This window comes from Gammaproteobacteria bacterium, assembly GCA_034522055.1.
Lineage (GTDB): Bacteria > Pseudomonadota > Gammaproteobacteria > JAABTG01 > JAABTG01 > JAABTG01.
On the sequence record JAXHLS010000002.1, the window covers coordinates 512,391 to 526,101 of the forward strand.

Genomic DNA, 13,711 nt, shown 5'->3' on the forward strand with positions numbered 1-13,711 from the left:
ATATACGTGGAACAAACAGCAACACTCAATCACAAGCAAACTCCATGCCATGGCCCGACGCGCTCAATGAAATTGAATAAAATAAATGCCTTAAAAAACGCCGCGTGGAGTCGAGCCGATCTTTAACCGCGAGACTGTAAAATCTACCGACAAGGTTCCAGCCGATGGTGCCTCAACCCAGGAACCTTGGAAGATCGGGCATGGTTTTTTCAGTTATCCCACGGCCGCGCGGGAGTGGGCCGCCGGGCTAACGCCCATTCCATCCAACGCCCACTGGACCGGTTAGCCTCACGGGGCCCTATGCCGCCGCTTCGTATTCGCCAAGCTGGGCCACCGACTGGCGGAGGTCATCCGGCATATGAGGAGATGAGCCATGGGCATCAACACCTGCAAGACCGGCTCATGACATCGCCCCCGCCGCCGGTCCATGGGCCGGGTCACCGCTCGTGACGAACGGGCAGCCGACCTCGATGGACGGGCTGATGCAACCCCGCCGGCCGCCGCGGAACGGTGCGCAGGAGGCCTTCCCCCGCTGCCCGGCGGCACTTACCATAGACCCCATGAGCGATCTGAAATGCCCCTTTTCAGTGGTGCTGGCGGCGGCCAGTGCGCACTGCCGCCACGCCCGCGAGGTGGTGCGCCGGGGCGGGGTGGAATACGACTGCACCGTGCCCGGGGCTCATGCCGTGTGCCACGAACTCGCAGAGCACCTGAAGGCCAGGGCCCTGCCGGCCCTGGGCCATGAAGACGACCTCACGGTGACGCCGAAGAGCGTCTACGAACGTATTCTGCTGGGGGGTGTACAGGGCCTGGGAGCGGCCGGCGACGGGTTGGACCCGGCCGACGCCACCGCCGACATCTGGACCACGGTGGACGCCGCGCGCCGCCGCCACGGCGCCGTGGCCGCCATCCCGGATGACGCGTTCATCCCGGCCATCGAGGCCTGCACCCTCCGCAAACGCCGGCGCCGGACCTGAGGCGCCGCTGACCCGCACCGCTCCCGCCGGGCGGAATTCACTCCGTCCCTTGTTCCCCATCACCCAGCGGGAAGGCGCCGGCAGCACCCTTCTGCCCGCCCCGCAACGCCTACTGCCGCAGGCTGCCCATGGACCTGAAGACGGGCATCTTCTCCATCCTCCGGACCGCCGTTGGCGGGACCATCGGCTGGCAGGTCTACAGAAACACGCGCGATACCGCTCCCCGGGCTTGGGTCTGGGGCAAGGGCAAGGGATAATGGGCGGCCACACCCGAGGACTCTCCAGCGAAGGACGCTGCATGGACCACACACCCGGCCACACCCCCTCGTCGGCGAACGACCCCCTCGCCGGCGCGCTGGTGGTGGTGACCCGCCATCACCGGCGGCCGCTGTCGGCGGCCGCATTGACCGCGGGGCTGCCCCTGGAGCATGGCCGCCTCACCCCGGCCCTGTTCATCCGCGCCGCCGAGCGTGCGGGGCTGGCGGCCGGGCTGGTGCAGCGGCCGCTGGCCAGGCTGTCGGCGCGGGTGCTGCCGGCGGTGCTGCTGCTCGAGGACGGCGACGCCGTGGTGCTGATGGCCGTGGACGGCGACGAGGCGACGGTGGTGGAGCCTGCCACCGGCGGCGGTGAGGTGCGACTGCCGGTGACGGAACTGGAGGCCGAATACACCGGCAGGGCGCTGCTCGCCAGGCCCGCCCACCGCTTCGCCGGCCCCGCCGATGAGTCCTCCCCGGCACTCACGGGGCACTGGTTCTGGTCCACCCTGAGGCGCTCGTGGCCGGCCTACGCCGAGGTGGTGGTGGCCTCGCTGCTCATCAACCTGTTCGCCCTCGCCACGCCTCTGTTCGTGATGAACGTGTACGACCGGGTGGTCCCCAACCAGGCGGTGGAGACCCTGTGGGTGCTGGCCATCGGCGTCGGCATCGTGCTGGTGTTCGACTTCCTGATGAAGGCCGTGCGGGGCTATTTCATCGACATGGCCGGCAAGCGGGCGGACATCCTGCTCTCCAGCCATATCTTTCGGCATGTCCTGGGAGTTCAGCTCGCTGCCCGGCCCGGCTCCGTGGGGGCCTTCGCCAACAACCTCCAGGAATTCGAGTCCTTCCGCGACTTCTTCACCTCGGCTACCCTGGCCACGGTCATCGACCTGCCCTTCGTGCTCATCTTCATCGCCGTTATCTACGCCATCGGCGGCCCGTCCCTGGCGCTGCTGCCGGCCATCGCCATCCCCGTGGTGATCTTAACGGGACTGCTGCTCCAGTACGGGGCACGCGGCCTCATCGAGCGCATGTTCCAGGCCACCGCCCGCCGCCACGCCGTACTGGTGGAGACCCTGATGGGCCTGGACACGGTCAAGGCCCAGGGCGCCGAGGGCCAGGTACAGCGGGATTGGGAACAGCGGGTGGGGGAGATCGCCCGCCTCGGACTCAAGGCCCGTTTCCTGTCCTCCGGGGGCGTCAGCTTCGCCCAGCTGGTCCAGCAACTCACCTACGTGGCCGTCATCGTCCAGGGGGTATACCTGATCGCCGCGGGCAGCCTCACCATGGGTGGGCTCATCGCCTGCGCCATCCTCACCGGGCGGGCGTTGACACCCATGGGCCAGGTGGCGGGCCTGCTCACCCGCTATCACCAGTCCCGCGCCGCCTACCGCACCCTGGACCAAATCATGGCCCTGCCCGAGGAACGCCCGCTGGAGCGGCGCTTCCTGCACCGGGACGGGCTGCGGGGCGAGATCGAGTTTCGGGACGTGACCTTCCGCTACCCGGACCAACAGGTCCCGGCCCTGGAGCGCGTCAGCCTGCACATCCGCCCGGGGCAACGGGTGGCCCTGGTGGGGCCGGTGGGCTCGGGCAAGAGCACCGTGCAACGCCTGCTCCTGAAGTTTTACGTGCCCCAGGAGGGGAACATCCTGGTGGATGGAACCGACCTCAACCAGTTGGACCCGGCGGAGATCCGCCGTGACATGGGCTACGTGCCCCAGGACATCACCCTGGTGAGCGGCACGGTGCGGGACAACATCGTCTACGGTAATGCTCACGTGGACGACGAGGCGGTGGTGCGGGCCGCCCGGCTCGCTGGTATCCACGATTTCCTGAGCCGCCACCCCGATGGCTATGACCTGCAGGTGGGGGAGCAGGGGCGTGCCCTGTCCGGGGGACAACGCCAGGGGATCGCCATCGCCCGGGCCCTGCTGCTGGACCCGCCGCTGCTGCTCCTGGACGAACCCACGGGCAGCATGGACAGTGGCGCCGAGCAGCGATTCCTGGGCCGCTTGCTCCAGGAGCAGGCCGGGCGCGACAGGACCCTGTTACTGGTGACCCACCGCACCACCCTGCTGCCCCTGGTGGACCGGCTCATCGTCCTGGACCGGGGCCGGGTGGTGGCCGACGGCCCGCGGGACACGGTCCTCCAGGCCCTGTCGGGGAACGACCCCGGCCGTGAAACGGCCAACTGAGCCCAACTGAACCATGGCGAAACGACCCCGCCACAAGGAGACCGACTTCCTGCCCGAGGTGGATGCGGCCCACCTGGAACGCCTGCCCCGGGCGGGCCACCTGATCCTGTGGCTCACCGTCCTCTTCCTGGCCGCGGCCCTGGCCTGGGCCTGGTGGGCCGAGGTCGACGAGGTCACCCGCGCCGACGGGCGGGTCATCCCATCGAGCCAGGTGCAGGTGGTCCAGAACCTGGAAGGGGGCATCGTGTCGGCGATCCTGGTGCGCGAGGGCGACTGGGTGGACCGGGACCAGGTGCTGCTGCGCATCGACGACACCCGTTTCTCCGCCACCATGCGCGAGGGCCGCCTGCGCATCGCCAGCCTCGAGGCCCGTATCGGTCGCCTCGCGGCGGAGGTGGAGGAGCGGCCCTTCGTCGTGCCACCGGATCTCGACCGGCAGAAGGGTGAACTCTACGCCGGCGAGCTGGCCCTTTATCACTCGCGCCAGCAGGAACTCACCAACAGCGTGGACATCCTGCGCCAGCAGCTGACCCAGAAGACCCAGGAGCTGCGGGAGCTGCAGGCCGAGCGGGACAAGCTCGTCCGGGGCCTCGCCCTGGCGCGCAAGGAGCTGGAGATCACGGCGCCGCTGGTGGATAAGGGCGCCATGTCGGAGATGGACCTCATCCGCCGGGAGCGGGACGTCAACGACCTCGCCGGCCAGTTGGAGATGGTGCGGCTCGCCATCCCCCGCGTGCGCGCCGCCATCGAGGAGGCCGAGGGCCGGATCCGCGAGCGCCGCCTGCGCTTCATCACCGAGGCCCGGACCCAACTCAACGAGGCCCGGGCCGAACTCGACAGCCTGGAGGAAAGCAACATCAGCGCCGCCGACCGGGTGCGGCGCACCGCGGTGCGCGCACCGTTGGCCGGTACCGTCAAGCAGGTCATGGTCACCACCCTGGGCGGGGTCATCCAGCCGGGCATGGACCTGGTGGAGATCGTCCCCGCCGAGGACACCCTGCTGGTGGAGGCCCGGGTAAGACCCGCCGACATCGCCTTCCTCCACCCCGGCCAGCCCGCCACGGTCAAGCTCACCGCCTACGACTTCGCCATCTACGGCGGCCTGGAGGCCACCCTGGAGCACATCAGCGCCGACTCCATCATGGACGAGCAGGGGGAACACTTTTTCGAGATCCGGCTGCGCACCAAAGAGACACACCTGGGGTCGGAGGAGGCCCCCCTGCCCATCATGTCCGGCATGACCGCCAGCGTGGACATCCTCACCGGCAGGAAGACCATCCTGGATTACCTCATGAAGCCCATCCGCCGGGCCCAGGAGCGCGCCCTGCGGGAGCGCTGACGGCGCTCACAATCCGCCGACTCGGCCTGCAGGCGCCGCCTCGATGAAGGCCGCGGGCCGGAACCAGGCGGCCGACTGCCCCGGCGCCCTGGAATAGGCGCACCCAGCGGCATTCCGGCCGGGTGGCCGGCAGGAGCCCCTCGCAGGCGAGGTGCCTCTACCCCACCAGCACCTGGGTGTCCACCGCCAGCTCGTCTGCCATGAACACCGTGGCGGCCAGGCCGGCGTGGGTGTAGGGGGTGTACTGGGTGCCGCCGATGTCCACCGCGGCCCCGGCGCTCACGTCGGCCGGGTCATCGGCGAACAGGTTGACGCTATCCCCCTCGTCCCCATCCACCACCACCTGGCGGGTGTCATCGGCAGTGAACAGGTTGAAATCCTGCGCCAGATCGAAGACCCGGGCGAAGGACAGCGCCAGGGTGTTGTCCCCCGTCCCCGTGAGATCGATGCGCTCCACGCTCTCGGTGTTGAGCCGTCCCATGCCGCTGAAGTCGATGAGTTCGCCGGCCCCCGCCACCCGGAGGGTGTCCACGCCGCCGCCGCCCACCACCCGGGTGTCGAGGGCGTCGTAGACGATAGTGTCGTTGCCCAGGCCACCGGCGGCGGTGTCGGCGCCGGGGCCGCCATCCAGGACATCGTCCCCGGCACCGCCGATGAGGTGGTCGTCGCCGTCCAGACCGTTGAGGATGTCGTCACCCGCGAGGCCGAGGAGATATTCCCCGGCCCCGGTACCGGTCACGGTGTCGGCGCCCGCGCTGCCCTCCACCACGGCGGCCCCGGCCGTGGGCCGGCCGAAGACCACGTAGCTTTCACCGGCGAGGTCATTGCCGTTGGGGTCGGCGCCGTAGGCCCCGATGAGGAGGTCGTCGATACCGTCGCCGTTGACGTCTCCGGCGCCCGCCACCGAGTTGCCGGAAAAGTCGTTCGCCGCGATGCCGGTGAGCACGAAGCCGTTGCTGCCGGTAAGGGCCCCCAGGTCCATGCTGGCTCCGAAGCCCCCGGCGCGGCCGAAGACCACGTAGCTCTCGCCGGCGGCGCTGTTGCCGTCGGGGTCGGCGCCAAAGGCCCCGATGAGGAGATCATGGATGCCGTCGCCGTTGACGTCCCCGGCGCCGGCCACCGAGACGCCGGAGCGGTCGCCGCTGCCGATGCCGGTGAGCACGAAGCCGTCGCTGCCGTCGAGGGTGCCGAGGTCAAGGCTGGCCCCGAAGCCCCCGGCGCGCCCGAAGACGACATAGCTCTCGCCGGCAGAACCGGTGCCGTTGGGGTCGGCATCCTGTGCCCCGATGAGCAGGTCGTCGATGCCGTCGCCGTTGACGTCGCCGGTGCCCGCCACCGCGCGACCGGAGAAGTCGAGGCTATCGATGCCGGTGAGCACGAAGCCGTCGCTGCCATCGAGGGCCCCGAGGTCCACGCTGGCCCCGAAGCCTCCGGCGCGGCCGAAGACCACGTAGCTCTCTCCGGCCTGGTTATTGCCGTTGGGGTCGGCGCCGTCGGCCCCGATGAGGAGGTCGTCGATGCCATCGCCGTTGACGTCGCCGGCACGGGAGACAGAAGAACCCGCCCCGTCGCCGCTGTCGATACCGGTAAGCACGAAGCCGTCGCTGCCATCGAGGGCCCCGAGGTCCACGCTGTCCCCGAAGCCCCCGACGCGGCCGAAGACCACGTAGCTCTCGCCGGCATTACTGTTGCCGTTGGGATCGGCGAGGTAGGCCCCGATGAGGAGGTCGGCGATGCCGTCGCCGTTGACGTCCCCGGCGCCGGCCACCGAGACGCCGGAGCGGTCGAAGCTGTCGATGCCGGTGAGCACGAAGCCGTCACTGCCGTCGAGGGCACCGAGGTTGATGCTGGTTCCGAAACCCCCGGCACGGCCGAAGACCACGTAGCTCTCGCCCGCCGTGCTGTTGCCGTTGGGGTCGGCGTAGTGGGCCCCGATGAGGAGGTCGTCGATGCCGTCGCCATTGACATCCCCCGCGCCGGATACTGAGCGGCCGGAGTAATCGTTGAGGTCGATGCCGGTGAGTACGAAGCCGTCGCTGCCATCCAGCGCCCCGAGGTCCACGCTGGCCGCGAAGCCCCCGGCATGGCCGAAGACCACGTAGCTCTCGCCGGCATCACTGGTGCCGTTGGGGTCGGCGCGGAAGGCCCCGATGATGAGGTCGTCGATGCCATCGCCGTTGACGTCCCCGGCGCCGGCCACCGAGTAGCCGGAGCGGTCGCCGCCGTCGATACCGTTCAGCACGAAGCCCGCGCTGCCGTCGCCGCCGTTGGCCGCCAGCAGGCTCCCCAGGTCGAAGACCTCCGGGGTGAGGCCGCCGGCGAGGGTCATGCCCTGCTCCACCAGCAGCACGGCCTGGCCCTGGGTGAAGCGCTGGTAGGTGACGGCGTCCACCACCTCGGTGCCCTCGTCCACCCAGCCGCTGTCGGTGGTCTGCACCGTGTCGGCGGCATCGCCCCGCACCCGCAGGGTGTTGCGGGCATCGGTGACGGCGAACAGGGCAGTGGCGTCCAGCACCAGGGTGTTGTCGGCGTTGGTGCGGATATCGAAGATCTCGATATCCCGGTACTCGCTGTAGTGGGAGGCGCCGGGGTCGCCGCGGCCGGTGGTGAGGTCGATGGTGAGGTTCGAGCCGGCGGGGCCGGTGGTGACGGTGTCGTCACCGCCGCCGCCCACCACCCGGGTGTCGAGGGCATCGTAGACGATGGTGTCGTTGCCGGGGCCGCCGGCGGCGGTGTCGGCGCCAGGGCCACCATCCAGGAAGTCGTCCCCGGCGCCGCCGATGAGGTGGTCGTCACCATCCAGACCGTTGAGGATGTCGTCACCCACGAGGCCCAGCAGGTATTCCCCGGCCCCGGTGCCGTCCAGGGGCGCATCGGCAAGATCTGTGCCCTCCACCGCGGCGGCCCCGGCGGTGGGCCGGCCGAAGACCACGTAGCTCTCGCCGGCATCGGTGTTGTCGTTGGGGTCGGCCAAGTTGGCCCCGACGAGCAGGTCGTCGATGCCGTCGCCGTTGACGTCTCCGGCACCGGCCACCGAGCGGCCGGAGAAGTCACCGCCGTCGATGCCGGTGAGAACAAAGCCGTCGCTTCCGAGGGCGGCGAGGTCCACGCTCGCCCCGAAGCCCCCGGCGCGCCCGAACACCACGTAGCTCTCGCCGGCATTACTGTTGCCGTTGGGGTCGGCGCCAAAGGCCCCGATGAGGAGGTCGGCGATGCCGTCGCCGTTGACATCCCCGACGCCGGCCACCGAGCGGCCGGAGAAATCACCGCCGCCGATGCCGTTGAGCACGAAGCCGTCGCTGCCGTCCAAGGCGCCTAGGTCCACGCTCGCCCCGAAGCCCCCGGCGCGGCCAAAGACCACGTAGCTCTCGCCGGCATTACTGTTGTCGTTGGGGTCGGCGCCCCGGGCCCCGATGATGAGATCGTCGATGCCATCGCCGTTGACGTCGCCGGCGCCGGCCACTGAATAGCCGGAACGGTCGTCAAAGTCGATGCCGGTGAGCACAAAGCCGTCACTGCCATCGAGCGCCCCGACGTCCACGCCGGCCCCGAAGCCCCCGGCGCGGCCAAAGACCACGTAGCTCTCGCCGGCGCTGCTGTTGCCGTTGGGGTCGGCGCGCCAGGCCCCGATAAGGAGGTCGGCGATGCCGTCGCCATTGACATCTCCGGCACCCGCCACCGAGCGGCCGGAGTAGTCGTCGCCGTCGATGCCGGTGAGCACGAAGCCGTCGCTGCCTTCCAGGGCGCCGAGGTCCACGCTCGCCCCGAAGCCCCCGGCACGCCCGAACACCACGTAGCTCTCGCCGGCATTACTGTTGCCGTTGGGGTCGGCGTAGTAGGCCCCAATGAGGAGTTCCGCGATGCCGTCGCCGTTGATGTCTCCGGCGCCGGCCACCGAAACGCCGGAGTTGTCAAAACTGTCAATGCCGGTAAGCACGAAGCCGTCGCTGCCTTCGAGGGCGCCGAGGTCCACGCTCGCCCCAAAGCCCCCGGCACGGCCGAAGACCACGTAGCTCTCGCCGGCATCACTGGTGCCGTTGGGGTCGGCGCGGTAGGCCCCTATGAGGAGGTCGTCGATGCCGTCGCCGTTGACGTCCCCGGCGCCGGCTACCGAGTAGCCAGAGCGGTCGTCGAAGTCGATGCCGGTGAGCACGAAGCCGTCGCTGCCTTCGAGGGCGCCGAGGTCGATGCTGGCCCCGAAGCCCCCGGCGCGCCCGAAGACCACGTAGCTCTCGCCGGCATCACTGGTGCCGTTGGGGTCGGCGCCCGAGGCCCCGATGATGAGGTCATCGATACCGTCGCCGTTGATGTCTCCGGCGCCGGCCACCGAGATGCCGGAAAAGTCACTGGTATCGATGCCGTTGACCACGAAGCCCGCGCTGCCGTCGCCGCCGTTGGCCCCCAGCAGGCTCGCTAGGTCGAAGACCCCCGCCGGGCCGGCATCGTCGATGCCGGAGAGGGTCACTGTCACGGTACCCGTGTCGGTGGCGCCGTTGCCGTCGCTTACCGTGTAGCCGAAGGTGTCGGTGGCGGTCTCGCCCGCGGCAAGGGATTCGAACTGGCCGTTGGGATCGTAGGCGAAGGTGCCGTCGGGATTGACGGTGAGCAGGGCCCCGGAGGCCAGGGTGATCGGGCTGCCCACGGCCGCACCGGAGCCGTCGACGGCGCTGATGGTGAGGGTGTCGCCGACATCCGGATCGGAGTCCGCGCCGTTGCCGTTGTCGGCGAGCAGGTTGCCACCGAGGACCGTGTTCTCATCGGTGGCCACGGCGTCATCCGCGGCCACCGGCGCGTCGTTGACGCCGGTGACGGTCACCGTGACGGTGGCGGTGTCGGTACCGCCGTTGCCGTCGCTGACGGTGTAGCCGAAGGTATCGGTGGAGGTCTCGCCCGCGGCCAGGGATTCGAACTGGCCGTTGGGGTCGTAGTTGAATGTGCCGTCGCCGTTGCTGGTCACCAGGCCCTGGGTGGCGGTGGTATCCAGGGCGCTGACGAACAGGACGTCCGACGCGTCCGGATCGGTGTCGTTGGCCAGCACGTTGGCGGTGGTGAGAACGGTGTCCTCGTCGGTGGTGGCCAGGTCGTCCTGGGCCGTGGGTCCATCGTTGACCCCGGTGACGGTGAGCGTGACGGTGGCGGTGTCGGTGGCGCCGTTGCCGTCGCTTACCGTGTAGCCGAAGGTGTCGGTGGCGGTCTCGCCCGCGGCAAGGGATTCGAACTGGCCGTTGGGATCGTAGGCGAAGGTGCCGTCGGGATTGACGGTGAGCAGGGCCCCGGAGGCCAGGGTGATCGGGCTGCCCACGGCCGCACCGGAGCCGTCGACGGCGCTGATGGTGAGGGTGTCGCCGACATCCGGATCGGAGTCCGCGCCGTTGCCGTTGTCGGCGAGCAGGTTGCCACCGAGGACCGTGTTCTCATCGGTGGCCACGGCGTCATCCGCGGCCACCGGCGCGTCGTTGACGCCGGTGACGGTCACCGTGACGGTGGCGGTGTCGGTACCGCCGTTGCCGTCGCTGACGGTGTAGCCGAAGGTATCGGTGGAGGTCTCGCCCGCGGCCAGGGATTCGAACTGGCCGTTGGAGTCGTAGTTGAATGTGCCGTCGCCGTTGCTGGTCACCAGGCCCTGGGTGGCGGTGGTATCCAGGGCACTAACAAACAGGAGGTCGCCGTCGGTGTCGTTGGCCAGCACATTGGCGGTGGTGAGAACGGTATCCTCGTCGGTGGTGGCCAGGTCGTCCTGGGCCGTGGGTCCATCGTTGACCCCGGTGACGGTGACCGTGACGGTGGCGGTGTCGGTGTCGGTGGCGCCGTTGCCGTCGCTTACCGTGTAGCCGAAGGTGTCGGTGGCGGTCTCGCCCGCGGCAAGGGATTCGAACTGGCCGTTGGGATCGTAGGCGAAGGTGCCGTCGGAATTGACGGTGAGCAGGGCCCCGGAGGCCAGGGTGATCGGGCTGCCCACGGCCGCACCGGAGCCGTCGACGGCGCTGATGGTGAGGGTGTCGCCGACATCCGGATCGGAGTCCGCGCCGTTGCCGTTGTCGGCGAGCAGGTTGCCACCGAGGACCGTGTTCTCATCGGTGGCCACGGCGTCATCCGCGGCCACCGGCGCGTCGTTGACGCCGGTGACGGTCACCGTGACGGTGGCGGTGTCGGTACCGCCGTTGCCGTCGCTGACGGTGTAGCCGAAGGTATCGGTGGAGGTCTCGCCCGCGGCCAGGGATTCGAACTGGCCGTTGGGGTCGTAGTTGAATGTGCCGTCGCCGTTGCTGGTCACCAGGCCCTGGGTGGCGGTGGTATCCAGGGCGCTGACGAACAGGACGTCCGACGCGTCCGGATCGGTGTCGTTGGCCAGCACGTTGGCGGTGGTGAGAACGGTGTCCTCGTCGGTGGTGGCCAGGTCGTCCTGGGCCGTGGGTCCATCGTTGACCCCGGTGACGGTGAGCGTGACGGTGGCGGTGTCGGTGGCGCCGTTGCCGTCGCTTACCGTGTAGCCGAAGGTGTCGGTGGCGGTCTCGCCCGCGGCAAGGGATTCGAACTGGCCGTTGGGATCGTAGGCGAAGGTGCCGTCGGGATTGACGGTGAGCAGGGCCCCGGAGGCCAGGGTGATCGGGCTGCCCACGGCCGCACCGGAGCCGTCGACGGCGCTGATGGTGAGGGTGTCGCCGACATCCGGATCGGAGTCCGCGCCGTTGCCGTTGTCGGCGAGCAGGTTGCCACCGAGGACCGTGTTCTCATCGGTGGCCACGGCGTCATCCGCGGCCACCGGCGCGTCGTTGACGCCGGTGACGGTCACCGTGACGGTGGCGGTGTCGGTACCGCCGTTGCCGTCGCTGACGGTGTAGCCGAAGGTATCGGTGGTGGTCTCGCCCGCGGCCAGGGATTCGAACTGGCCGTTGGGGTCGTAGTTGAATGTGCCGTCGCCGTTGCTGGTCACCAGGCCCTGGGTGGCGGTGGTATCCAGGGCGCTGACGAACAGGACGTCCGACGCGTCCGGATCGGTGTCGTTGGCCAGCACGTTGGCGGTGGTGAGAACGGTGTCCTCGTTGGTGGTGGCCAGGTCGTCCTGCGCCGTGGGTCCATCATTGGCAGCGGTGACGGTGACCGTGACGGAGGCGGTGTCGGTGGCGCCGTTGCCGTCGCTGACGGTGTAGCCGAAGGTGTCGGTGGCGGTCTCGCCCCCGTTCAGGGCCCCGAACTGGTCGTTGGGATCGTAGGCGAAGGTGCCGTCGGGATTGACGGTGAGCAGGGCCCCGGAGGCCAGGGTGATCGGGCTGCCCACGGCCGCACCGGAGCCGTCGACGGCGCTGATGGTGAGGGTGTCGCCGGCATCCGGATCGGAGTCCGCGCCGTTGCCGTTGTCGGCGAGCAGGTTGCCACCGAGGACCGTGTTCTCATCGGTGGCCACGGCGTCATCCGCGGCCACCGGCGCGTCGTTGACGCCGGTGACGGTAATAAAGGCGGTGGCGGTGGCGGTGCCGCCACGGGCATCCGTGACGGTATAGTTGATGCCCTCGGTGAGGGATTTACCCTGACGAAGCTGCTGGTAGAGGTCGCTGGTGCGCGGGTCGAAGGTGAGGGTGCCGTCCGGCGTGAGGGTGATGGTGGAGCCGCTCAGGGACTGGAGGTTAGCAGAGACCACTGCAATGCCATCGCCATCCGGGTCGGTATCGTTGGCCAGCACGTTGAGGGTGACGGATGCGTCCTCACTGGTGCTCGCCGTGTCGTCGGCAGGCGTGGGCGGGGCGTTCAGCAGCACCGTCTGGGGCTCGGTCCCGGGTGCCAGCGCGTCCTCCGGGGGGGGCGGTGGCGGGTCCCCGCCGTCGTCCTGGCCGCCATCGGCGCCGCCGTCCGCGGCGGTGTCCTCGCCCCCGGGGCCGTCATCGCCGTCGTCGTCATCGGCGTCCGGGGCGCCGGGCGCGAACTCGTTGAAGCCGCCGGCATCCTGGGCCTGTTGCTCGGCGGGATCTTCCTGTTCCTGCTCCTGGGGCGTGGGCCGCGGCGGCAGCTTGTTCTGGAAGTCGGCCTTCATGGCCGGCGGGGCCTGGTAGACCGGAATCGGTGCATCGCCCGGGGCGACGGTGGTGGCGGTATCGGTGCGGATCAGGCTGACGATGCCGGTGCCGTTGACGTCCTGGACTTCGAGGATGCCGCTGGAATGCAGGATATGGGTGGTACCGTCCGACTCCACCTCGCCGTCCAGCTCGCTGCCGCGAATGCCGATGGTGGCCACCGGGGTCTTGATGGTGGAGTGGCGCCCGGTCTGGAGTTCGGCGAGCTTGCCGCTGACATAGCGGAAGGCGCCGATGAGCACGGTGGAGGCGAAGCTGCCCTCGGAGGCCTCGGGCTGGTAGGTGAACTCGTCCAGCACGGCGCGGGCGTTGGCGCCCAGCTGGAAGAAGGTGCCGTCCTGGAAGCGGATGCTGACGAAGCCGCTCTTGGTCTCGAGGACATCACCCTCGAACACCGCGTCGCCGTGCTTGAGCAGGCGCAGCTCGCCGTCGGCACCCCGGGCGGTGACCACGCCCCCAAGGTTCCTGACGGTGCCGATCCTGGCGGCGTCGGGCTCGGCCGAGAAACGGGCACGGATGCTGTCCAGCAGCCCGGCCACCTGCACCGGCTCGGGGGCCGGGCCCGCCAGGGCGAGGACGGTGGCACCGTGGACCTTGGGCCCGCCGGGGGACACCAGATCGGCGGGCGCGGCGGCCTTGAAGTAGTCCTGGAGCACGTGCTCGCGACCCCCGGGCTGGCGCAGCACCAGGTCGGCGCCCTGGCGCAGGTACTCGCCCTGAAGCAGAAGCGGTGCATCGTCGACGAGGCGGACAGGCGCCCCCCCGGCACTGTCCGCGACTGCCGCTCCCGGCGTGAGAGCACCCGATTCCGTATTGATCGGCCCCTTCATGGCACCTCCCCCCTTGGTCGCTTCACGGTGGCCATCGGCCG

At 69.6% G+C, this 13,711-nt stretch carries 5 protein-coding genes; 4 read left to right on the forward strand and 1 reads right to left on the reverse strand.

Going from position 1 to position 13,711, the window contains the following annotated elements:
* Positions 1-560: 560 nt before the first annotated feature.
* The 4 genes from U5S82_02480 to U5S82_02495 all read left to right on the forward strand — a co-directional run bounded on the left by U5S82_02480 (position 561) and on the right by U5S82_02495 (position 4,771).
* Positions 561-977: a hypothetical protein gene (locus U5S82_02480; GenBank protein ID MDZ7750535.1), complete on the forward strand. Its 417-nt coding sequence runs from the start codon at positions 561-563 to the stop codon at positions 975-977.
* A gap of 128 nt (positions 978-1,105) precedes the next feature.
* Positions 1,106-1,234 (forward strand): hypothetical protein, encoded by a 129-nt coding sequence (locus U5S82_02485; GenBank protein MDZ7750536.1) that lies wholly within the window; start codon positions 1,106-1,108, stop codon positions 1,232-1,234.
* Positions 1,235-1,275: 41 nt separating this feature from the next.
* Positions 1,276-3,432, forward strand: a complete 2,157-nt coding sequence (locus tag U5S82_02490; GenBank protein MDZ7750537.1) for a type I secretion system permease/ATPase — start codon at positions 1,276-1,278, stop codon at positions 3,430-3,432.
* 13 nt (positions 3,433-3,445) lie between these two features.
* Positions 3,446-4,771 (forward strand): HlyD family type I secretion periplasmic adaptor subunit, encoded by a 1,326-nt coding sequence (locus U5S82_02495; GenBank protein MDZ7750538.1) that lies wholly within the window; start codon positions 3,446-3,448, stop codon positions 4,769-4,771.
* A gap of 157 nt (positions 4,772-4,928) precedes the next feature.
* Here the strand turns inward: U5S82_02495 and U5S82_02500 are convergent, their stop codons facing one another.
* Positions 4,929-13,670 (reverse strand): Ig-like domain-containing protein, encoded by an 8,742-nt coding sequence (locus U5S82_02500; GenBank protein MDZ7750539.1) that lies wholly within the window; start codon positions 13,668-13,670, stop codon positions 4,929-4,931.
* Positions 13,671-13,711: the final 41 nt, after the last annotated feature.

What these genes read in the sequence shown, in the direction of transcription:
- U5S82_02480 (MDZ7750535.1), top strand. Translation starts at nt 561, where the DNA reads ATGAGCGATCTGAAATGCCCCTTTTCAGTGGTGCTGGCGGCGGCCAGT.
- U5S82_02485 (MDZ7750536.1), top strand. Translation starts at nt 1,106, where the DNA reads ATGGACCTGAAGACGGGCATCTTCTCCATCCTCCGGACCGCCGTTGGC.
- U5S82_02490 (MDZ7750537.1), top strand. Translation starts at nt 1,276, where the DNA reads ATGGACCACACACCCGGCCACACCCCCTCGTCGGCGAACGACCCCCTC.
- U5S82_02495 (MDZ7750538.1), top strand. Translation starts at nt 3,446, where the DNA reads ATGGCGAAACGACCCCGCCACAAGGAGACCGACTTCCTGCCCGAGGTG.
- U5S82_02500 (MDZ7750539.1), bottom strand. Translation starts at nt 13,670, where the DNA reads ATGAAGGGGCCGATCAATACGGAATCGGGTGCTCTCACGCCGGGAGCG.